A 21158-nucleotide genomic window follows, 5' to 3' on the forward strand; every position below is an offset into this window, starting at 1 on the left:
TACGGCTTGACGAAACATTCATCGCTTTTATATTGACCGTATTAAATAAGAAACAGAGTTTCATATATGAAACAAAAGCCTGGAGGATCGTGATGAGCTGGATAGGCGTATGTGACGCAGAACAAGTACAGGAAGATTTCCCTTTTAGCGGCAACGTCGACGGTAAAGAGATCGGCGTGTATTTGATTGACGGTGAATATTACGCGCTGGAAGACGTATGCCCCCACGCCTATGCCCTGCTGAGCCAGGGCTTCGTGGAGGACGGCAAGGTGGAATGCCCGCTGCACGAGGCGGTATTTGACGTCAAAACCGGTCAGTGCCTGCACGGCCCCGGCGGGCGCAACCTCAACCGCTACCCGGTTCGGGTTTTTGAAAACCAGATTCAGATTACCTTCGTCGAGGAGACCGTGGCATGAGCGACACCCTGAACTACAACCCGGCGCTGCCGGAAAGCCGTCAGTTTGCCCCACCGGCTGAGGGCGGTAACGGTGCGATCCATAAGCCGGGTGATTACCAGAACCTGATCTGGCAGACCCGCAGCCGCGAGCCGGAACGCTGGGAAGTGAACCTCATCGCCACGCTGGAAGATCTCTTCGAGCAGGGGGTTGAAACCTTACCGGAGCTGGTGAACGGGCTGAACGCGGTGCGCATGCACGATCAGCAGGGCGAGCCGTGGAGCGAGGCCAGCTTCCAGGCATTCTTACAGGTTAACGGCTACTGAGGGCAACGCGATGACGACTACCGTACAACACTATCTCGATAAAGGTCTGCGCGGCCTCTGGTATCCGGTGCTGGCGAGCTGGGAGGTGCAGTCTGCACCGGTGGGCATTACCCGCCTGGGCGAACAGATTGTGGTCTGGCGCAACAAAGACGGCCAGGTGCGGGCGCTGGAGGACCGCTGTCCGCACCGCGGCGCACGCCTGTCGATGGGCTGGAACCTTGGCGACCGCATTGCCTGCTGGTATCACGGCGTGGAGGTCGCGGGCAACGGCGAGGTGAAAGACGTGCCCGCCGTGGACAAATGCCCGCTGGTCGGCCAGCAGTGCGTGCGCAGCTACAACGTGCAGGAGGCGCACGGCGCAATCTTCCTGTGGTTTGGCGTCACCGCGGACCAGCAGCCGGACGAGCTGACCTTCCCGGACGAGCTCGCCGATACGGACAGCTTCAGCAACTTCCTCTGCACCGCCGCGTGGAAATGCAATTACCAGTACGCGCTGGAAAACGTGATGGACCCGATGCACGGCACCTATCTGCACTCCTCCTCGCACTCGATGGCTGAAGGGGATCGCAAGGCCGACATGGTGCTCCAGCCGACCAAAACCGGCTTTATTTTTGAGAAGAAAGGGCAGAGCGGCGTCAACTTTGACTGGGTGGAGCTGGGCAACAGCGGCACCTGCTGGATGCGCCTCTCCATTCCGTACAAGAAGCGCTTCGGGCCGGGCGGCCACTTCTTTATCGTCGGCATGGTGGTGCCGGAAGATAACGACAACTGCCGCGTCTTCTTCTGGCGCATTCGCCGGGTGCAGGGCTGGCAGCGCGACATGTGGCGCTTCATGTACCGCAACCGTCTGGAAAAACTGCATTGGGAAGTGCTGGAGCAGGACCGCGTGGTGCTGGAAAGCCTGGCGCCAAACGCCCGCGACCATGAATACCTTTATCAGCACGACGTCGGCCTCTCGCGCCTGCGCCGCATGATGCAAAAGGCCGCCAAAGAGCAACTGGCGATGCGCGAAGAACAGCAGGGAGCCGCCTGATGAACGGGCTGCTGAGCGGCAAACGCATCGTCATAACCGGCGCCGCGCGCGGGCTGGGCTTTCACTTTGCCAAAGCCTGCGCGGAGCAGGGCGCGGCGGTGGTGATGTGCGACATCCTCAAGGGTGAGCTGGCCGAAAGCGCCCACGCCCTGAGCGAGCGGGGCTATGCGATCGAATCGCACGTTATCGATCTGGCCGATCCACAGTCCATTGAGCAGGTGTTCAGCGCGATTGGCGAGCAGGGTCAGATCGATGGCCTGGTGAACAACGCGGCGATGGCGACGGGCGTCGGCGGCAAAAATATGCTCGATTACGATCCGGATCTCTGGGATCGGGTGATGAGCGTCAACGTCAAAGGCACCTGGCTGGTAACGCGCGCCGCGGTGCCGCTGCTGTGCGAGGGGGCGGGCATCGTGAACGTCGCGTCCGACACCGCGCTGTGGGGTGCGCCGCGCCTGATGGCCTACGTCGCCAGTAAGGGCGCCGTGATTGCCATGACCCGCTCAATGGCGCGCGAACTGGGCGAAAAGCGTATACGCATTAATGCCATCGCGCCGGGGTTAACCCGCGTCGAGGCGACCGAATATGTTCCGGCCGAGCGCCATCAGCTCTACGAGAATGGCCGCGCGTTAACCGGCGCGCAGCAGCCGGAAGACGTCACCGGCAGCGTGGTCTGGCTGTTAAGCGATCTGTCGCGGTTTATCACCGGGCAGCTGATCCCGGTCAACGGCGGTTTTGTCTTTAACTAAGGTGTAGCGATTATGGCAAACGATCAGGAAGTGAAGTATCTGGTGCCGGGGCTGGAGCGCGGTTTACAGCTGCTGTTGGCCTTTGGCGAGCAGCATCGCGATCTGACCTTTGCCGAGCTGCACCGGCTGGTGGATATGCCGAAGGCGACCGCCTATCGCGTGGTGCAGACGCTGGAGTACATGGGCTTTCTGGAGCGCAACGCGCGCACCAATACCTTTTCGCTGGGCATGAACGTGCTGCGTCTCGGCTTTGAGTACATCGCCTCGCTGGACGTGGCGCAGGTCGGCCAGCCGGTGATTGAGCAGCTGCGCGACGTGAGCCAGTGCAGCAGCCATCTGGCGATCCGCGACGGGCGCGACATTATCTACATCGCCCGCGTCAGCGCCGCCGGGTCGCGCATCAACCAGGTCAGCATTGGCACCCGCCTGCCGGTGCACTGCACCTCGCTGGGCCGCATGCTGCTGACCGATATTTCCCGCGCCGATTTCGAACAGTTGTTCCCGCACGAGCGCCTGCCGGGCAACACGCCGGGGCAGCTTCACGACCGCGAGGCCCTGTGGCAGATGGTGCAGCAGGACAAAGCCCGCGGGTTTGTCATCGGCGAATCCTTCTTCCGCCACGGCATCTCCTCCATCGTCTACCCGGTGTATGACCGAAGCGGACGCGTGGCGGCGGTGGTCAGCATTCTGGTGCCGTCGGAGGAGATCCCGCAGACCGACCGCGAGCGGCTGCAAAACGAGGTTCGCCTCGCGGCGGATAAAATTTCTGGCTTCTTAGGCTATTTGTCACAGGCCAGCTAAATCAGTGAGTTAACGTCAGGCGCTTGACTGCGTCGGGCATGTTTTACGCCCAATTTGGGCCAGATGAGGCAACGAACGATGAGTGTAACCGGAATTGAAAAGCTGGAATTTGGCGTGGAAGACCTGACGCACTGCGCCAAATTTATGCGTGATTTTGGCCTGACGGGCGATGCCAGCGGCCAGCGTTTTACCACCCTGAGCGGCGCGCGCGTGGAGCTGAACCCCATCGACAGCCCCGACCTGCCGCCGGCGTTTGAAGCGGGCAACACCCTGCGCCGCATGACCTGGGCGGTTGCCGCACAGTCCGATCTCGACGCGCTGCGCCCGAAGCTTGCGCAGCAGCCCGGCTTTCGCGAAGTGGGCGACGCGCTGGAATGCCTCGATCCGAACGGCATGACCCTGCGCGTGCAGGTCAGCCAGCAGACCGACGTGGAGCTGAACGTTGAGCCGATCAACCAGTGGGGCGATGCCCGCCGTATCGACACGCCCAGCCCGGTTTACGATCGCGCGCAGCCGATCAACGTCGGGCACGTGGTGTTCTTCGTGGAGGAGCTGGCGGCGGTGGAGAAATTCTACCGCGAGGTGCTCGGCTTCCAGGTTTCGGACCGCTACATCAACCGCGCCGTGTTCCTGCGCTGCGGGGCGCGCGGCGGACATCACAACCTGTTCCTGCTGCAACTGCCGAACCGCAAGCGCGGCCTCAACCACGTGGCCTTCACCGTGCGCGACATCCACGAGGTGATCGGCGGCGGTATCGCGATGAATAAAAATGAATGGAGCACCTTTATCGGGCCGGGCCGCCATCCGGTGTCGTCGGCCTATTTCTGGTACGTCAATAGCCCGACCGGCGGCGCGTTTGAGTATTACACCAACGACGACTATCTGACCGAAAACTGGCAGCCGCGCGAGCTGGAGCACTCCCTGGTCTCCTTTACCGAATGGGCGGTAGAAGGCGGGATTGACCACGACACCCGCCGTCAGCAGAAAAAGCCGGAGGCGGTATGACGTCGCGCATTGTCATTATCGGCGGCGGTCAGGCGGGCGGCTGGGCGGCGAAAACCCTGCGCGACGAGGGCTTCGACGGCGAGATCTGCGTGGTGGCGGAAGAGGAGTGGGATTTCTACGAACGTCCGCCGCTGTCGAAAGCGTCTCTGCTGGAGCCGGACGCGGCGCTCCCGCGGCTGTTTAGCGAAGAAGCACAGCAGGCGCTGAACCTGACCTGGTACCGCCCGCTGCGTGCTGAATCAGTCGATCGTGAAGAGAAAACCGTGCGTTTAAGCAACGGCGAACGTCTTAGTTACAACATTCTTTTAATGGCCACCGGCGGGCGGGCGCGCCTGCCTTCGCAGGCGTGGGCGGCGCATCCGCAGGTCTACACTCTGCGCCACTGGCAGGATGCGCAGCGCCTGAAGGCGCGTCTGGCGGAAAGTAAAAGACTGGCGATTGTCGGCGGCGGCTGGATCGGCCTTGAGATTGCCGCTTCCGCACGCAAAAGCGGCGTAGCGGTCACGCTGTTCGAGCAGCAGCCCGCGCTGTGCATGCGCTCGGTGAGCGGCGAGGTGTCGCAGCGCTTAGAGGCCATCCACCGCGAGCAGGGGGTGGAGATCCGTACTGGCTGCGGCGCGCTGGAGCTGGAGGACGATAACGGCCTGCCGGTCATCCACTGCGACGGCCAGCGTGAAACCTTTGATGCGGTGGTGGTGGGGATCGGCGTCGATCTCAATCTGGAGCTGGCGCGCGATGCGGGACTTCGCACCGAGCGGGGGATCGTGGTGGACGCCCAGGGACGCACGTCCGATCCGTTCATCTTTGCCGCAGGCGACGTGGCGCAGCACCATCACTACGGCCTGTGCATTCAGTCCTGGGCCTTCGCCCAGAATCAGGCGGTGGCGACGGCGAAAGCGATGCTTAACCCCGATGCGCCAGGCTACGACGACGCGCCGTGGCTGTGGTCGGATCAATATCAGCACAACATCCAGATCCTCGGCATTCCGCAGCCGGGCAGCCGAACGATAGTGCGTGAAGAGGCGCTGTACTTCTCGCTGGACGACAACGGTCGGCTAACGCAGCTGGTGGCGTTCAACGATGCGCGCACCGTCAAGCTGGCGAAGCGCTGGATGGCGGCGGGGCGGGACCTGTCGGACGTACCGCTCGCCGACCCGACTTTTTCACTGATGTCACTGCGATAGCTAACCCGCACCCGTAGGGGGAGACATGACCACATTAGAGACCAACACCGCGCCCGTTGAGGCGAGCGGTGAGGGAACCCGCACGCCTGAAAAAGCGGTACGCTGGGCCATCCCGCTGTCGCTGCTGGCCTGCGTGCTGCTGGCGTTCTTCGACAAAATCAGCATTGCGGCGCTCTTTTCCGACACCCATTTCCAGCAGGCGATGGGCATCGATTTTGACACCACGCGCCTCGGCATTCTGATGAGCGCCTTCCTGCTGAGCTACGGCTTTTCGTCGGTATTTTTGAGCGGTTTAGGCGACAAAATCGCGCCGCTGCGCCTGCTCACCGGGATGATGGCGATCTGGTGCGTGCTGATGGTGGCGATGGGCTTTACCCATAACTACACGCTGATGATCGTCCTGCGTATTCTGCTGGGCGTGGCGGAAGGACCGCTGTTCCCGCTGGCCTTCGCCATTGTACGCCACAACTTCCCGCAGCATTTGCAGGCGCGCGCCACCATGCTGTGGCTGCTGGGCACCCCGGTGGGCGCGGCGATTGGTTTCCCGCTCTCCCTCTGGCTGCTAAACACCTTTGGCTGGCAGAGCACTTTCTTTGTGATGGCCATGCTTACCGTGCCGGTGCTTATCTTTGTGCGCGTTGGCCTGCGCGGGATCCGCCTGGAGGCAAAACCCGGTACCTCGCAGGCATCACAGGACGAGCGGCGCGCCGCACGGCGCGAGCTGTTTGTCAGCCCGCACTTCTGGATCATCTGCATCTTTAACATCGCTTTCCTGACCTACCTGTGGGGCATCAACGGCTGGTTGCCTGGCTACTTAATTAAGGGCAAAGGCATCCACCTGGAGCATGCGGGCTGGCTGTCGTCGATGCCGTTCATCGCCATGCTGGCAGGGGAAGTGATTGGCGCGTGGCTCTCTGACCGGGTCGATAAGCGCGCGGCGGCCTGCTTTATCTCGATGGCGGGGGCGGCGGTAGGCCTGGCGGCGGTGATGCACCTCGACACCCCGCTTGCCATCATCGCGGCGATGAGCTTCAGCACCTTTATGTGGGGCACCGGCGCACCCAACATTTTCGCTCTGCTGGCGAAGGCCACCCATCCCCGGGTGAGCGCCACGGCGGGCGGTATCTTCAACGGGCTGGGAAACTTTGCGGGCGCGCTGTCGCCGGCGGTGATGGGCGCGCTGATCGCTTTCACCCACAGCATGGATTCCGGGCTGATTTTTCTGGCGGTGATGGCGGCGGTGGGCTGCGTCCTGTTACTGCCGCTGCTGAGACGTTACTGAGGAGAGTGTCATGACTGATTCAACCGTAACCAACAAAACAGGCATCAAACCTGACCACCTGACGATGGAAGAGTGGGTCGAGTCGCGCATCGCGCGCTTCGAAGGCCGTAAATACGACTGGAACGCGCTGAAGTTCCAGGCCGATTTTGACCCGAAATACCGCCGGGCGCAGATGCGCTACATCGGCACCGGCGCAACTGGCGTGGCGAACGACACCAATACCGTGCAGGCGGACCATTTTACTTTCTCCACCATGGTGCTGCCGTCGAAGTGCGAAGGGCCGCTGCACCTGCACGACGACGTGGAGGAGGTGTTCTTCATGCTCAAAGGGCAGATCACGCTGATGATCCAGGACGGCGACAACTACACCGAAACCGTGCTGCGCGAGCGTGACCTGATCTCCGTCCCGCCGGGCATCTATCGCGGCCTGTTTAACCACGGGGAAGAAGAGGCGCTGATGTGCGTCATGCTGGGAACCAACAAGCCGGAAATCCCGACCTATCCCTCCGATCATCCGCTCTCAAAAGTGAAGCGGAACTAAGGAGGCGACATGACGGGTTTTCGTGAACAGGGAAGCGGCATCCCGCTGATGCTGCTGCATGGGATCAGCTCTGGCGCTGCGTCCTGGCATAAGCAGATGGCGCTGGAGGGCTTTCGCGTGCTGGCGTGGGACATGCCCGGTTACGGCGAAAGCCCGATGCTGGCGGTTGAGCGGGCGAACGCCGGAGATTACGCCGACGCGCTGGCGGCGATGCTCGACCGCGCAGGCGTCTGGCAGGCGGTACTGGTGGGCCATTCCCTGGGGGCGCTGGTGGCCAGCGCGTTTGCGGCGAAGTTCCCTGAACGCGTCATTCATCTGGTGCTGGCGGACGCCGCGCAGGGCTACGGTAATGCCGCGCCGGCGCAGCGAGAGCAGGTCTGGCGTAATCGCGAGCAGCAGATGGCGCTCGGCGGCGACATCCTCGCGCAGACCCGCGCCGCGAAGCTGCTGCGCCCCGGCGCGCGCGCAGAAGATATCGCCACCGTCGCGGCGGGCATGCGCAGGCTGCGCCCGGAAGGCTACCTCGCTGCCGCGTGGATGCTGGCGCATGACGACATTCACGGCTGGCTTAAGCGTTACGCCGGCAATTTTGAAGTCTGGTGCGGCGAGCAGGACGCGATCACGCAGCCCGAGCTGGTACAGGGGCTGGCGCTGCGCTACGGCATGCCGTTTACCGCGATTCCGCAGGCCGGACACGCGAGCTATCTCGATAACGACGCGTTTTTTAATCAACAGCTTTTACGCATTAACGAAGAGGTGCGCGATGAATGCACACATTGACGGCCGCGTAGCGGTCGTTACCGGCGGTTCGTCCGGCATTGGCTTTGAAACGCTGCGCCTGCTGCTGGGCGAAGGGGCGAGAGTCGCCTTCTGTGGCCGCGACCCGGACCGGCTCGCCAGCGCCCATGCGACGCTGCAAAACGACTATCCTGACGGGGAAATTTTCTCATACCGCTGCGACGTGCTGAACGCCGACGAGGTGCAGGCCTTCGCAGATGCGGTGCAGGCGCGCTTTGGCGCGGCGGATATGCTGATCAACAACGCCGGTCAGGGCTACGTGGCGCACTTCCATGACACCCCGCGCGAGGCGTGGCTGCACGAAGCCGAACTTAAACTGTTTGGCGTCATTAATCCGGTGCAGGCGTTTCAGCCGCTGCTGGAACGGTCCGATATCGCCTCCATCACCTGCGTGAACTCCCTGCTGGCGCTTCAGCCGGAAGAGCACATGATCGCCACGTCGGCAGCCCGCGCCGCGCTGCTGAACATGACGCTGACGCTCTCGAAAGAGCTGGTAGGCAAAGGGATTCGCGTCAATTCCATATTGCTCGGTATGGTCGAGTCCGGCCAGTGGCAGCGCCGCTTTGAAAGCCGGGCGGATAAAAGCCAGAGCTGGCCGGAGTGGACGGCGGAGATCGCGCGCAAGCGCGGCATTCCGATGGCGCGCCTCGGCAAGCCGCAGGAGCCCGCGCAGGCGCTGCTGTTTCTCGCCTCGCCGCTGGCCTCGTTTACCACCGGCGCGGCGCTGGACGTTTCCGGCGGCTTTTGCCGCCATCTGTAAGGACGCATCATGAAAAAGGTAATGTTAATTGGTTATGGCGCCATGGCGCAGGCGGTGATTGAGCGTCTGCCCGCCGGCGTGGCTATCGGCTGGATCGTGGCGCGCGCGTCTCACCATGCCGCCATTCGCGACCAGTTTGGCGATGCGGTCGAGGCGCTGACCTCGCCGATGGCGTGCGCACAAACGCCCGATCTGGTGCTGGAGTGCGCCAGCCAGCAGGCGGTTGCGCAGTACGGCGAAGCGATTCTGCGCCGCGGCTGGCATCTGGCGGTCATTTCCACCGGCGCGCTGGCGGACAGCGCGCTGGAGCAGCGCCTGCTCGCGGCGGGCGGAAAACTGACGCTGCTTTCCGGGGCGGTCGCCGGCATCGACGGGCTTGCGGCGGCGAAGGAGGGCGGGCTTGAGCGCGTCACCTATCAGTCGCGTAAAAGCCCGGCCAGCTGGCGCGGCAGCTATGCCGAGCAGCTTATCGATCTTAACGCGGTCTCAGAGGCGAAGGTCTTTTTTGAAGGGAGCGCCCGCGAGGCGGCGCGGCTGTTTCCGGCGAATGCCAACGTGGCGGCGACCGTGGCGCTCGGCGGCGTCGGGATGGATGAAACCCGCGTGCAGCTGATGGTTGACCCGGCAACGAAACGTAACACCCACACGCTGCACGTAGAAGGGCTGTTTGGCGAATTCCATCTGGAGCTGAGCGGGCTGCCGCTGGCGTCTAACCCTAAAACCTCCACCCTGGCGGCACTCAGCGCGGTGCGCGCCTGCCGCGAGCTGGCCCTGAGCTGAGGAGTGACGATGGACGATCTGAAGATTTTTATCGGCGGTCAGTGGCGACGCGGCGGCGGTAACCCGATGCAGAGCCACTTCCCGGCTGACGGGTCGCTCAATGCGACGCTGACCGCGGCAAACCTTGACGATCTGCACGACGCGATCGAGGCCGGCGAGCGCGCGTGGCGCGATCCCGCCTGGCGCAACAGCCTGCCGCACGTGCGGGCGAAGATCTTGCACAAGGTGGCGGATCTGATTGACTCCCGCGCTGACGAGCTGGCGCAGATGCAGAGCCGGGATAACGGCAAGCCGCTGGCGGAGGCGCGCGGGCTGGTGATGAGCGCGGCGGGAACGGCCCGCTACTTCGCCGCCGCCTGCGAGCTGCTGGAAGGGGAGCTGCCCACGCCGCGCCAGCCGGATCTGCTGACGCTAAGCCGCTATGAGCCGCTCGGCGTGGTGGCGGCCATCACGCCGTGGAACTCGCCCATTGCCAGCGAGATGCAGAAGGTCGCCCCGGCCATCGCCGCCGGGAACGCGGTGATCCTCAAGCCTGCCGAAGCCACGCCGCTGATGGCGCTGGAGCTGGCGCGCATTTTTGAACAGGCCGGGCTGCCCGCCGGGCTGCTGAGCGTGCTGCCGGGCAAAGGCTCGGTGATTGGCGACGCGCTGGCGCGCCATCCCCGCGTGCGAAAAATTTCCTTTACCGGCGGCACCGCCACGGGCCGCCATCTGGCGCACGTGGCTGCGGAAAAGCTTATTCCGGCGTCGCTGGAGCTGGGCGGTAAATCCCCGACCATCGTGCTGGAGGATGCCGACGTTGAGCAGGCCGCGCGCGGGATCTGCTACGGCATTTTCAGCTCAGCAGGGCAGGCGTGCATCGCCGGGTCCCGGCTGTTTATCCACGAAAGCCTGTACGCGCCGCTGATGGCGCGGCTGCTGGAATTAACTCGCGGGCTGCGCGTAGGGCACCCCTTCACTGACGGCGTGCACGTTGGGCCGCTGATCAATGAGAAACATCGCCAGAGCGTGCAGGAATACGTCGAGCTGGCGAAGCGCGAGGGGGGCCGGGTGCTGTGCGGCGGGGAGATCCCGGCAGATCCGGCGCTGGCAAACGGCAGCTTCTTCCAGCCGACCATTATCGAAGGGCTGACGAACGGCGCCCGCGCCTGCCAGGAGGAGATCTTCGGCCCGGTGCTGGTGGCGATGCCGTTTCGCGATGAAGCGGCGTTGATCCGCGAGGCGAACGACTCGGTTTACGGCCTGGCGGCAGGGATCTGGACCCGCGACACCGGGCGGGCGCTGCGCCTGAGCGAGCAGCTGGAGGCCGGTACGGTGTGGATCAACACCTACAAAGTTTTTGCGATTTCGACCCCGTTCGGGGGCTTTAAAGAGAGCGGTCTGGGCCGCGAAAAGGGCATTCAGGGGCTGAAAGCCTGGATGCAGCAAAAGAGCATTTATCTGGCGACGGGTAACAGCGTCAACCACTGGTGCGACTGAGAAAGGGTGAGCAATGAGCGAAATGATAACCGTCGGCGACGCCATCGCCAGAACGCTGGAGCAGTATCAGGTTGAGGCCCTCTACGGCGTCATCTCCATTCACAACCTGCCGATCGCGGACGCGGTAGGGCAGCGGGGCAAAATCCGCTTCGTGCCCGCGCGCGGCGAGGCGGGTTCCGTCACCATGGCCGACGCCCACGGGCGGTTTTCCGGCCTCGGCGTGGCGCTGACCAGCACCGGCGCGGGGGCGGGGAACGCGGTAGGCGCGCTGGTGGAGGCGATGAACGCCTGCACGCCGCTGCTGCATTTAACCGGACAGGTTGAAAAGGCCTGGCTGGATGCCGACACCGGGTTTATCCACGAGACCCGCGACCAGCTGACCTTCCTGAAGGCCAGTTCAAAACGGGCGTACCGCATCAGCAATGCCAGCCAGGCGATGGCCATCCTGCATAAAGCGATTCAGGAGGCGCAGACGCCGCCGTGCGGGCCGGTCTCCGTGGAAATCCCGATTGATATTCAGGGGGCTAAAATTCCGCTGTCTCTGGTGACCGCACCGGTGAAACCGGCTTCGGTTGCAGCTGTGGATCCCGCGATGGTGGATGCTTTATGGGCGCAGCTCAGGCAGGCTAAACAGCCGCTGCTGTGGCTGGGCGGCGGGGCGCTGGGAAGCGCTGACGCGGTGAAAAAACTGGCGGATGCGGGCATGACGGTGATCTCCAGCACCCACGCGCGCGGCGTGCTGCCGGACGGCCATCGTGCCAGCCTGCGGGCGTTCCACAACTCGCCGTCGGTTGAGGCGCTGATTGCACAGTGTGATTTTACGCTGGTCGCCGGTTCTCGCCTGCGCAGCAACGAAACCCGCTCCTGGACGCTGGAGTTGCCGTCTCCGCGGGTGCAGATAGATATCGACCCGGCGGCGGCGAGCCGTAACTACCTGATGGATAACACGCTGGTAGCCGACTGTTCAGCGCTGCTTGGCGCGCTGGCTGAAAAAGCGCAGGGCCGCGAGTGGGGCAACGCCCAGTGGGACGCGCAGGTGCAGCTGGTGGTCTCGCAGGCTGAACAGGGCCTGCGCGAGCAGTGCGGCGCCTATGCGAAGCTCAACGACGCCATTGAAAAAGCCCTGCCGCAGGACGGCCTGCTGGTGCGCGATATCACCGTTTCCGGCAGCCTGTGGGGCAGTCGTCTGTTCCGCGCTAACGGTCCGCTGATGAACATTCACTCTCTGGCCGGGGCGATTGGTATGGGGCTGCCGATGGCGATTGGTACCGCGATTGCTAACCCACAGCGTAAGGTGGTGGGGCTGGTGGGCGACGGTGGCCTGAGCTTGAATTTAGGCGAGCTGGCGACGCTTGCGCAGGAGAAAGCTAACGTGACGCTGCTGATCATGAACGACGGGGGCTACGGCGTGATGCGCGGCATTCAGGATAAGTACTTCGGCGGGCGACAGTATTATAACGAACTGCATACGCCGGACTTTACCCTGCTGGCACAGGCAATTGGCCTGCAGGCGTGGAGCGTTGAGCGGGCAGAGGATTTTGAAGCCGTGATGACGGAGGCGCTGGCGATGCCGGGACCGTCGGTAGTGGAAGTGCGGATGGGGCAGATTGGCGCGCTGAAGTTTGCCGGGCCGCCGCAGAAAACGCTTTACTAGCTGTTTTCCCTCTCCCACGGGGAGAGGGAGAAAACAGTAGTCCGGGTAAGGCGAAGCCGCCACCCGGCTTGTTTTATCAGAACACGTTAAACGGGTATTCCACGTAAGCGCGGATCTCGTCCCCGCCCACGTTATAGTCGCTGGCGTTGCTGGAGACGCGCAGCACGGAGTAGCGCAGTTTCAGCTTCAGATCTTTCGCCGGGCCGTCCTGCACCTGGTACTGGATCTGGTTAAACCACTCGTGCTCTTTGCCGTTGCTGGTTTCAGACGTCTTAATGTTGTCGCCGCGCACGTAGGCGGTGGTCCAGCTCAGGCCCGGCAGGCCGAGTCCGCCGAAGTCCAGGCCGTAGGATGCCTGCCATGAGCGCTCGTCTTCACCGTTAAAGTCAGACCAGTAGGAGTTCGCCAGCCAGATGGTGTTGCCGCCGTCACCCACGCCGCCCTTGTCGCGATAGCCGCCGTAGTTATAGCCGGTGCTGCCGCTGCTCTGCTGGTACGCCACTTTGAACGTGTGAATATCCCAGATGTAGCTCGCCGCCAGGCTCCAGATGGTGTTGCTGCGGCCCGTGTCGAGGCTGTCAGCGTAGCCCTGATCCAGACGCGAGTTATAGCCGTTAAAGTCGAGCACCAGCTGCTGCCCGGTGCTGAACGGCTGTTTGTAATTCAGCCCCAGGTACTGTTTGTTCATCACCTCTTCGTTATGAGAGGCGTATAGCGCGCCGCTGAACTGGTCGTTGAACTGGTAGCTTGCGCCACCGAAAGTCAGGCTTTTCAGGCCGCTGTCGTGGCGGTCGTCGCTTTTACGCTGCTCGTCGGTGAAATAACCGGCGTTCACTTCCAGGCCGTCGAGCTCTTTCGAGGTCAGCATGGCACCGGTGTAGCTTTCAAACAGCAGGCGGGAGCTGTCGGCGTTAACGATAGGCAGTTCAGGACGCTGGTTACCGTAGCTCAGCACGGTATTCGAGATCCGCATTTTGGCGGTAGCGCCAAATTTCGCTAAATCGGATTTGGCCCGGCCATCGTCTTCCTGTTTAAAGAAGTCGATACCGCCCGCGCCGCTCTTGCCGCGACCGCCGTCCAGGCGCACGCCGTACTGCGCGATGCCGTCCACGCCAAAGCCCACCAGCCCTTCGGTATAGCCGGATTCAAAGGTGGCGATGATGCCCTGACCCCATTCGGCTTTATCCTGCTGGCCCTGATGGTAGTCACGGCTGATATACGCATTGCGTAAAAACAGGTCTAAATGACTGTCGTCGATAAAACCCTTGCTGTCAGATTGCTGGCTTGCAGCGGCGGGTAATGCGGCGAATAAACTTAAAGCAATTAACGATAATTCTTTTTTCACGGAGGGAACGTCTCTGTCTTAATATATTAAATTGAATTACTGCGCGTTTGATAATTACCGGAAAGATTAACGATTGCAATAAATATGTGACCAGACGTTTCAGCCGGAAAGGGTAGATTTGACGGGGCTTTCAGAGGTGTTACCGATACGTGCGATTTAGTTAGCAATTCATGCGAAATAAAAAGGAGGCAAAATTGCCTCCTTCCAAAATTATTTAATTCCGTCAGCGGCCATTCGGTCGCGAATATGCTGTGCGCGCGCTTCTGAGGCCGGGTGATCGTCAAACATGGAGCTCTGGCGACCCGCTTCCAGTTTTGCCAGCTTTTCGAAGCTGGTGGCTAAACCGGATGGATTAATACCGCGTTTGCGCAACAGATCGTAGGAGTAGTCGTCCGCTTCGGACTCCTGACGCTGCGAGAACTGGGAGTTAACCAGTTTTTCACCTACGTCACCAAGCTGCGACTGGGACAGGCTGCCAACGATGCCGCCCGCAGAGGCCGCCGCCGCGCGAATGGCGTTGGTGCCTAAGGCAACCTGCATCCCTTTCTTCACGTGGCCGAGCGCAACGTGACCCATTTCATGACCGATAACCGCTTCCACTTCGTTGTCGGTCATCATATCCATCAGCCCGCTGTAGACGCGGATACAGCCGTTAGCCATCGCGAAGGCGTTGACGTCTTTCGCCATGTAAACCTTGTAGTTCACCGGCTGGCCGTTGATGTTATCGCCGAGCGCGGAAGCAATCTTATTCAGACGCTGTGTGTAGGTACTGTCAGCCGGCGCAAGCGTGGCTTTTCCGTCCATATCTTTACAGGCCTGATCGCTCAGCGCTTTAACCTGCGCGTCGCTCAGGGAGTAGGCCTGAAAGGCTTCTGCACCTGAGGTCATCAGACCGTTAGAGTCCATATTCTGACAGCCGCTCAGCACGAGCGTTGTACCCAGGGCCAGCACTATTGCACGCATTTTCATGAGGTTGCTTCCGTACTCGTTAAACTGAATAAAATCCGAAAAGTGCCCCCGCAACGAAGCCGGGGCGGGATAAGTATAAGGAATATCTACAGGCGCGGGCGAGCAGATTGCGCAACATGCGAGCATGATCCAGAGATTTCTTAACCTGCAAAAGAATGGTCCATGTACATGCCCTGCGGCTTGGGTTACATTGTTGGCACTTTTTTCCGGCGTAGCCCAAAACGCGCTGTCGTCAAGGGCATGGCCTTTAACAGTCCGATCTGGAGTTAAAATGTCCTCACGTAAAGAGCTTGCTAATGCTATTCGTGCGCTGAGCATGGACGCAGTACAGAAAGCCAAATCCGGCCACCCGGGTGCCCCTATGGGTATGGCTGATATCGCCGAAGTCCTGTGGCGTGATTTCCTTAACCACAACCCGCAGAACCCGGCATGGGCTGACCGCGACCGTTTCGTGCTGTCTAACGGCCACGGCTCTATGCTGATCTACAGCCTGCTGCACCTCACCGGCTACGATCTGCCAATCGAAGAGCTGAAAAACTTCCGTCAGCTGCACTCCAAAACTCCAGGTCACCCGGAAGTGGGCTACACCGCTGGCGTAGAAACCACCACCGGCCCGCTGGGTCAGGGCATTGCTAACGCTGTGGGTATGGCGATTGCCGAGAAGACCCTGGCGGCGCAGTTCAACCGTCCTGGCCATGACATCGTTGACCACTTCACCTACGCTTTCCTGGGCGACGGCTGCATGATGGAAGGCATTTCTCACGAAGTGTGCTCCCTGGCTGGTACCCTGAAGCTGGGCAAACTGGTGGCGTTCTACGACGACAACGGTATCTCCATCGACGGTCACGTTGAAGGCTGGTTCACCGACGACACCGCGGCACGTTTCGAAGCCTACGGCTGGCACGTTGTGCGTGGTGTTGATGGCCACGATGCTGACTCGATTAAACGTGCAGTAGAAGAAGCTCGCGCAGTCACCGACAAACCGTCCCTGCTGATGTGCAAAACCATCATCGGCTTCGGTTCTCCGAACAAAGCGGGCACCCATGACTCCCACGGCGCACCGCTGGGCGACGCGGAAATCGCACTGACCCGTGAAGCACTGGGCTGGAAACACCCTGCCTTCGAAATCCCGTCTGAGATCTATGCTCAGTGGGATGCTAAAGAAGTGGGCCAGGCGAAAGAAGCGGCCTGGAACGAGAAATTCGCTGCCTATGCGAAGGCGTTCCCACAGGAAGCGGCTGAATTCACCCGTCGTATGAAAGGCGATATGCCGTCTGACTTCGACGCGAAAGCCAACGAATTCATCACGAAGCTGCAGGCGAACCCGTCTAAAATCGCCAGCCGTAAAGCATCTCAGAATGCGATTGAAGCGTTCGGTCCGCTGCTTCCAGAATTCCTGGGCGGCTCCGCTGACCTGGCGCCTTCTAACCTGACCCTGTGGTCTGGTTCTAAGCCAATCAACGAAGACATTGCCGGTAACTACATCCATTACGGTGTACGTGAGTTCGGTATGACCGCTATCGCTAACGGTATCGCTCTGCACGGTGGTTTCCTGCCGTACACCTCTACCTTCCTGATGTTCGTGGAATATGCACGTAACGCTGTGCGTATGGCTGCGCTGATGAAACAGCGTCAGGTGATGGTCTACACCCATGACTCCATCGGTCTGGGCGAAGATGGTCCAACTCACCAGCCGGTAGAGCAGGTAGCTTCCCTGCGCGTAACCCCGAACATGAGCACATGGCGTCCATGTGACCAGGTTGAATCTGCGGTGGCGTGGAAATACGGCGTTGAGCGTCAGGACGGCCCGACCGCGCTGATCCTCTCCCGTCAGAACCTGGCGCAGCAGGAGCGTACCCCTGAGCAGCTGGCAAACATTGCCCGCGGTGGCTACGTGCTGAAAGATTGCGCGGGCCAGCCTGAGCTGATCTTCATCGCGACCGGTTCTGAAGTTGAACTGGCTGTAGCAGCATGGGAAAAACTGACTGCCGAAGGCGTGAAGGCGCGCGTGGTCTCCATGCCGTCTACCGATGCGTTCGACAAGCAGGATGCGGCTTACCGTGAATCTGTACTGCCTAAAGCGGTTTCCGCTCGCGTGGCGGTGGAAGCGGGTATTGCTGACTACTGGTTCAAATACGTGGGTCTGAACGGCGCTATCGTCGGTATGACCACCTTCGGTGAGTCTGCTCCGGCAGAACAGCTGTTCGAAGAGTTCGGCTTCACCGTTGAGAACGTGGTCGCTAAGGCGAAAGAACTGCTGTAATCGCCGTTTTGCCCGGTGGCGCTTACGCTGACCGGGCCTACAAATGGCTCAAAAGTAGGCCGGGTAAGCGCTAGCGCTTACCCGGCTTTTTTGCGTCATTATTCCAACGAAAATGTGACGCAAGTCATATAGCTCGCTTATTCATCTGGACAGACATTCCTTTTATTCCCCGATTCGCTTATTCTTGCTGAAGCGTTTCAGTCGATTAAATGTTCGACAATTGACCAATCAATCGCAGTTTGTGATAGCAAAGATTCCCCTTCGGGCGTCGCTGGATTACTCTTTCAGCCACCTCAAACTCAGGGATTGCTTTGCAGGAGATCTATGACCGTACGCGTAGCGATTAATGGCTTCGGTCGCATCGGGCGTAATGTGGTTCGTGCTTTGTATGAATCCGGACGTCGGGCGGAAATCACCGTGGTGGCAATCAATGAACTGGCGGATGCTGCTGGCATGGCGCATTTATTGAAGTATGACACCAGCCACGGACGCTTCGCTTGGGATGTGCGCCAGGAAAGAGATCAGCTTTTTGTGGGTGATGACGCTATTCGTGTGCTGCATGAGAACAGCATTTCCGGGCTACCCTGGCGTGAACTGGGTGTAGATGTCGTGCTTGACTGTACCGGTGTGTATGGCAACCGCGAACACGGCGAAGCGCATCTGACAGCAGGCGCGAAAAAAGTCCTGTTTTCTCATCCCGGAAGTAACGACCTCGACGCGACCGTCGTGTTTGGCGTCAACCAGCATGAGCTGCAAGCCGAGCACCGCATTGTTTCCAACGCCTCCTGCACCACCAACTGCATTATTCCGGTCATCAAACTGTTAGACGATGCGTATGGCATTGAATCCGGCACCGTAACCACGATTCACTCCGCCATGCACGATCAGCAGGTTATCGACGCCTATCACCCGGATTTACGACGCACTCGCGCGGCGAGCCAGTCAATCATCCCGGTGGACACGAAATTGGCTGCAGGGATCACCCGAATTTTCCCGCAGTTTAATGACCGTTTCGAAGCGATTGCCGTGCGTGTTCCGACGATAAACGTCACCGCAATCGATCTTAGCGTGACGGTGAAAAAACCGGTAAAAGCCTGTGAAGTCAACCTGTTGCTGCAAAAAGCGGCACAGGGAGCATTTCATGGTATAGTTGACTATACGGAATTACCGTTGGTCTCAGTAGATTTTAACCACGACCCTCACAGCGCCATCGTGGATGGCACGCAGACGCGAGTCAGTGGTGCGCACCTTATCAAGACGCTGGTCTGGTGTGATAACGAATGGGGCTTTGCTAACCGAATGCTCGACACCACGTTAGCCATGGCCGCAAAAGGTTTCAGGTAGAGCGCACCTTGCGCTTGCAAAACTTTAAGAATCAACGAGAGGATTCACCATGTCTGTAATTAAGATGACCGATCTGGATCTGGCAGGTAAACGCGTTTTCATCCGTGCCGATCTGAACGTACCGGTTAAAGATGGCAAAGTGACCAGCGACGCGCGTATCCGTGCATCTCTGCCAACCATTGAACTGGCTCTGAAGCAGGGCGCTAAAGTGATGGTCACCTCCCACCTGGGCCGTCCAACTGAAGGCGAGTACAACGAAGAGTTCTCTCTGCTGCCGGTTGTTAATTACCTGAAAGACAAACTGTCCAACCCGGTTCGCCTGGTGAAAGATTACCTGGACGGCGTAGACGTTGCCGAAGGTGAGCTGGTTGTTCTGGAAAACGTTCGCTTCAACAAAGGCGAAAAGAAAGACGACGAAACCCTGTCCAAAAAATACGCTGCACTGTGCGACGTATTCGTGATGGATGCATTCGGTACTGCGCACCGTGCGCAGGCATCTACCCACGGTATCGGTAAATTCGCAGACGTCGCGTGTGCGGGTCCTCTGCTGGCTGACGAACTGGAAGCACTGGGTAAAGCACTGAAAGAACCTGCTCGTCCAATGGTCGCTATCGTTGGTGGTTCTAAAGTGTCTACCAAACTGACCGTTCTGGATTCCCTGTCTAAAATCGCTGACCAGCTGATCGTTGGCGGTGGTATTGCGAACACCTTCGTTGCCGCTCAGGGCCACAACGTGGGTAAATCCCTGTACGAAGCAGACCTGGTTGACGAAGCCAAACGCCTGCTGGGTACCTGTGATATCCCGGTTCCAACTGACGTTCGCGTGGCGACCGAGTTCTCCGAAACCGCAACCGCGACCCTGAAATCAGTAAACGACATCAAAGACGAAGAGCAGATTCTGGACCTGGGCGACGTTTCTGCACAGAAACTGGCTGAAATCCTGAAAAACGCAAAAACTATCCTGTGGAACGGTCCTGTTGGCGTGTTCGAATTCCCGAACTTCCGCAAAGGGACTGAAATCGTGGCTAACGCAATCGCAGACAGCGAAGCGTTCTCTATCGCAGGCGGTGGTGACACCCTGGCAGCAATCGACCTGTTCGGTATCGCTGACAAGATCTCCTACATCTCCACTGGTGGCGGCGCATTCCTCGAATTCGTGGAAGGCAAAGTACTGCCAGCAGTAGCAATGCTCGAAGAGCGCGCTAAGAAGTAAGCCATTCAAGGGCAGGGAAACCTGCCCAATTTTCAGCGCGCTTTTAAGAGCTCGCACCTTTTCTAACGGCCGAAGATACAGGACTAAGCAACATGTCTAAAATTTTTGATTTCGTAAAACCTGGCGTTATCACTGGTGATGACGTACAGAAAGTGTTCCAGGTAGCTAAAGAAAACAACTTCGCTCTGCCAGCAGTTAACTGCGTAGGTACCGACTCCATCAACGCCGTACTGGAAACCGCTGCAAAAGTTAAAGCACCGGTTATCGTTCAGTTCTCTAACGGCGGCGCTGCGTTCATCGCAGGTAAAGGCGTGAAAACTGACATTCCTCAGGGTGCTGCTATCCTGGGCGCTATCTCTGGTGCGCACCACGTTCACCAGATGGCTGAACACTACGGTGTTCCAGTTATCCTGCACACTGACCACTGCGCGAAGAAACTGCTGCCGTGGATCGACGGTCTGCTGGACGCGGGTGAAAAACACTTCGCGGCAACCGGTAAGCCACTGTTCTCTTCTCACATGATCGACCTGTCTGAAGAGTCACTGCACGAAAACATCGAGATCTGCTCTAAGTACCTGGCGCGCATGGCCAAAATGGACATGACCCTGGAAATCGAACTGGGTTGCACCGGTGGTGAAGAAGACGGCGTGGACAACAGCCACATGGACGCTTCTGCCCTGTACACCCAGCCAGAAGACGTTGATTACGCTTACACCGAGCTGAGCAAAATCAGCCCACGCTTCACCATTGCAGCGTCCTTCGGTAACGTGCACGGCGTTTATAAGCCAGGTAACGTGGTTCTGACCCCGACCATCCTGCGCGATTCTCAGGAATACGTTTCCAAGAAACACAACCTGCCGCACAACAGCCTGAACTTCGTCTTCCACGGCGGTTCCGGTTCTTCTGCTCAGGAAATCAAAGACTCCGTAAGCTACGGCGTAGTGAAAATGAACATCGATACCGACACCCAGTGGGCAACCTGGGACGGTATCCTGCAGTACTACAAAGCGAACGAAGCTTACCTGCAGGGCCAGCTGGGCAACCCGAAAGGCGAAGACCAGCCGAACAAGAAATACTACGATCCACGCGTATGGCTGCGCGCTGCTCAGACGTCCATGGTGACCCGTCTGGAGCAGGCTTTCAAAGAACTGAACGCAATCGACGTTCTGTAATTTGAGCTGCTGACAGCATCAGAAGGCCCGCAAATGCGGGCCTTTTTTTATGTTTTTTCAATACC

20 protein-coding genes are annotated in these 21158 nt (G+C 59.9%); 18 read left to right on the plus strand and 2 right to left on the minus strand.

From position 1 onward, the window contains the following. The first annotated feature begins 92 nt into the window (after nt 1–92). The 14 genes from IM265_RS08755 to IM265_RS08820 all read left to right on the plus strand — a co-directional run bounded on the left by IM265_RS08755 (nt 93) and on the right by IM265_RS08820 (nt 12787). Entirely contained in the window at nt 93–416 is a 324-nt protein-coding gene (locus IM265_RS08755) for a non-heme iron oxygenase ferredoxin subunit (RefSeq protein WP_003860044.1), read from the plus strand. Then, nucleotides 413–721 (plus strand): recombinase-like helix-turn-helix domain-containing protein, encoded by a 309-nt coding sequence (locus tag IM265_RS08760; RefSeq protein WP_063438567.1) that lies wholly within the window; start codon nt 413–415, stop codon nt 719–721. Before IM265_RS08755 ends, IM265_RS08760 begins: the two co-directional genes overlap by 4 nt. A gap of 10 nt (nt 722–731) precedes the next feature. After that, nucleotides 732–1754: an aromatic ring-hydroxylating dioxygenase subunit alpha gene (locus tag IM265_RS08765; RefSeq protein ID WP_193031040.1), complete on the plus strand. Its 1023-nt coding sequence runs from the start codon at nt 732–734 to the stop codon at nt 1752–1754. Next, on the plus strand, nt 1754–2503 hold the full coding sequence (locus tag IM265_RS08770; protein WP_049136404.1) for an SDR family oxidoreductase: 750 nt from the start codon (nt 1754–1756) through the stop codon (nt 2501–2503). Before IM265_RS08765 ends, IM265_RS08770 begins: the two co-directional genes overlap by 1 nt. Nucleotides 2504–2515: 12 nt before the next feature. Continuing rightward, nucleotides 2516–3304 carry an IclR family transcriptional regulator gene (locus IM265_RS08775; protein ID WP_028014350.1) on the plus strand — a complete coding sequence of 263 codons (789 nt, stop codon included), beginning with the start codon at nt 2516–2518 and terminating at the stop codon, nt 3302–3304. Between the two features lie 78 nt (nt 3305–3382). After that, nucleotides 3383–4309: a VOC family protein gene (locus tag IM265_RS08780; protein ID WP_047364532.1), complete on the plus strand. Its 927-nt coding sequence runs from the start codon at nt 3383–3385 to the stop codon at nt 4307–4309. After that, on the plus strand, nt 4306–5493 hold the full coding sequence (locus tag IM265_RS08785; protein ID WP_193031042.1) for an NAD(P)/FAD-dependent oxidoreductase: 1188 nt from the start codon (nt 4306–4308) through the stop codon (nt 5491–5493). The genes IM265_RS08780 and IM265_RS08785 overlap by 4 nt, the downstream gene beginning before the upstream one ends. Before the next feature lie 25 nt (nt 5494–5518). Then, nucleotides 5519–6775: an MFS transporter gene (locus tag IM265_RS08790; RefSeq protein ID WP_063438562.1), complete on the plus strand. Its 1257-nt coding sequence runs from the start codon at nt 5519–5521 to the stop codon at nt 6773–6775. 10 nt (nt 6776–6785) lie between these two features. Further along, complete coding sequence (locus IM265_RS08795; RefSeq protein ID WP_017382915.1) at nt 6786–7316, plus strand: cupin domain-containing protein; 531 nt, start codon at nt 6786–6788, stop codon at nt 7314–7316. A gap of 9 nt (nt 7317–7325) precedes the next feature. Continuing rightward, a complete protein-coding gene (locus IM265_RS08800) occupies nt 7326–8096 on the plus strand; it encodes an alpha/beta fold hydrolase (RefSeq protein WP_193031044.1) in 771 nt (256 codons plus the stop codon). Beyond that, nucleotides 8080–8874 (plus strand): SDR family oxidoreductase, encoded by a 795-nt coding sequence (locus IM265_RS08805; protein ID WP_041908339.1) that lies wholly within the window; start codon nt 8080–8082, stop codon nt 8872–8874. Before IM265_RS08800 ends, IM265_RS08805 begins: the two co-directional genes overlap by 17 nt. Before the next feature lie 9 nt (nt 8875–8883). After that, entirely contained in the window at nt 8884–9654 is a 771-nt protein-coding gene (locus tag IM265_RS08810; RefSeq protein ID WP_041908340.1) for an aspartate dehydrogenase, read from the plus strand. 9 nt (nt 9655–9663) lie between these two features. Further along, nucleotides 9664–11133: an aldehyde dehydrogenase gene (locus tag IM265_RS08815; protein ID WP_063438560.1), complete on the plus strand. Its 1470-nt coding sequence runs from the start codon at nt 9664–9666 to the stop codon at nt 11131–11133. A gap of 13 nt (nt 11134–11146) precedes the next feature. Next, complete coding sequence (locus IM265_RS08820) at nt 11147–12787, plus strand: thiamine pyrophosphate-binding protein (protein ID WP_193031046.1); 1641 nt, start codon at nt 11147–11149, stop codon at nt 12785–12787. A 76-nt stretch (nt 12788–12863) separates the two neighbouring features. Here IM265_RS08820 and IM265_RS08825 read toward each other — a convergent pair whose 3' ends face one another. Beyond that, a complete protein-coding gene (locus tag IM265_RS08825; RefSeq protein ID WP_192971646.1) occupies nt 12864–14132 on the minus strand; it encodes an OprD family outer membrane porin in 1269 nt (422 codons plus the stop codon). A gap of 210 nt (nt 14133–14342) precedes the next feature. Then, nucleotides 14343–15101, minus strand: a complete 759-nt coding sequence (locus IM265_RS08830; RefSeq protein WP_028014340.1) for a M48 family metallopeptidase — start codon at nt 15099–15101, stop codon at nt 14343–14345. A 271-nt stretch (nt 15102–15372) separates the two neighbouring features. Between IM265_RS08830 and tkt the strand changes: the two genes are divergently transcribed. The 4 genes from tkt (at nt 15373) to fbaA (ending at nt 21093) form a co-directional block, all read left to right on the plus strand. Then, on the plus strand, nt 15373–17364 hold the full coding sequence (gene tkt / locus IM265_RS08835) for a transketolase (RefSeq protein WP_193031048.1): 1992 nt from the start codon (nt 15373–15375) through the stop codon (nt 17362–17364). A gap of 324 nt (nt 17365–17688) precedes the next feature. Continuing rightward, nucleotides 17689–18708, plus strand: coding sequence for an erythrose-4-phosphate dehydrogenase (gene epd, locus IM265_RS08840; RefSeq protein ID WP_047367434.1), 1020 nt, complete (start codon nt 17689–17691; stop codon nt 18706–18708). A gap of 49 nt (nt 18709–18757) precedes the next feature. Further along, on the plus strand, nt 18758–19921 hold the full coding sequence (gene pgk / locus IM265_RS08845; RefSeq protein ID WP_028014337.1) for a phosphoglycerate kinase: 1164 nt from the start codon (nt 18758–18760) through the stop codon (nt 19919–19921). Between the two features lie 92 nt (nt 19922–20013). Beyond that, nucleotides 20014–21093, plus strand: a complete 1080-nt coding sequence (fbaA, locus tag IM265_RS08850) for a class II fructose-bisphosphate aldolase (protein ID WP_008499731.1) — start codon at nt 20014–20016, stop codon at nt 21091–21093. Nucleotides 21094–21158: the final 65 nt, after the last annotated feature.

Source organism: Enterobacter cloacae complex sp. P17RS, from assembly GCF_014895885.1.
GTDB lineage: Bacteria > Pseudomonadota > Gammaproteobacteria > Enterobacterales > Enterobacteriaceae > Enterobacter > Enterobacter bugandensis.

Bases quoted from the DNA above. Each gene is read 5' to 3' on its own strand.
- tkt (WP_193031048.1), top strand. From the start codon at position 15,373: ATGTCCTCACGTAAAGAGCTTGCTAATGCTATTCGTGCGCTGAGCATG.
- IM265_RS08830 (WP_028014340.1), bottom strand. From the start codon at position 15,101: ATGAAAATGCGTGCAATAGTGCTGGCCCTGGGTACAACGCTCGTGCTG.
- epd (WP_047367434.1), top strand. From the start codon at position 17,689: ATGACCGTACGCGTAGCGATTAATGGCTTCGGTCGCATCGGGCGTAAT.
- IM265_RS08775 (WP_028014350.1), top strand. From the start codon at position 2,516: ATGGCAAACGATCAGGAAGTGAAGTATCTGGTGCCGGGGCTGGAGCGC.
- IM265_RS08780 (WP_047364532.1), top strand. From the start codon at position 3,383: ATGAGTGTAACCGGAATTGAAAAGCTGGAATTTGGCGTGGAAGACCTG.
- IM265_RS08815 (WP_063438560.1), top strand. From the start codon at position 9,664: ATGGACGATCTGAAGATTTTTATCGGCGGTCAGTGGCGACGCGGCGGC.
- IM265_RS08795 (WP_017382915.1), top strand. From the start codon at position 6,786: ATGACTGATTCAACCGTAACCAACAAAACAGGCATCAAACCTGACCAC.
- IM265_RS08770 (WP_049136404.1), top strand. From the start codon at position 1,754: ATGAACGGGCTGCTGAGCGGCAAACGCATCGTCATAACCGGCGCCGCG.
- IM265_RS08800 (WP_193031044.1), top strand. From the start codon at position 7,326: ATGACGGGTTTTCGTGAACAGGGAAGCGGCATCCCGCTGATGCTGCTG.
- IM265_RS08790 (WP_063438562.1), top strand. From the start codon at position 5,519: ATGACCACATTAGAGACCAACACCGCGCCCGTTGAGGCGAGCGGTGAG.
- IM265_RS08785 (WP_193031042.1), top strand. From the start codon at position 4,306: ATGACGTCGCGCATTGTCATTATCGGCGGCGGTCAGGCGGGCGGCTGG.
- fbaA (WP_008499731.1), top strand. From the start codon at position 20,014: ATGTCTAAAATTTTTGATTTCGTAAAACCTGGCGTTATCACTGGTGAT.
- pgk (WP_028014337.1), top strand. From the start codon at position 18,758: ATGTCTGTAATTAAGATGACCGATCTGGATCTGGCAGGTAAACGCGTT.
- IM265_RS08805 (WP_041908339.1), top strand. From the start codon at position 8,080: ATGAATGCACACATTGACGGCCGCGTAGCGGTCGTTACCGGCGGTTCG.
- IM265_RS08765 (WP_193031040.1), top strand. From the start codon at position 732: ATGACGACTACCGTACAACACTATCTCGATAAAGGTCTGCGCGGCCTC.
- IM265_RS08810 (WP_041908340.1), top strand. From the start codon at position 8,884: ATGAAAAAGGTAATGTTAATTGGTTATGGCGCCATGGCGCAGGCGGTG.
- IM265_RS08755 (WP_003860044.1), top strand. From the start codon at position 93: ATGAGCTGGATAGGCGTATGTGACGCAGAACAAGTACAGGAAGATTTC.
- IM265_RS08820 (WP_193031046.1), top strand. From the start codon at position 11,147: ATGAGCGAAATGATAACCGTCGGCGACGCCATCGCCAGAACGCTGGAG.
- IM265_RS08760 (WP_063438567.1), top strand. From the start codon at position 413: ATGAGCGACACCCTGAACTACAACCCGGCGCTGCCGGAAAGCCGTCAG.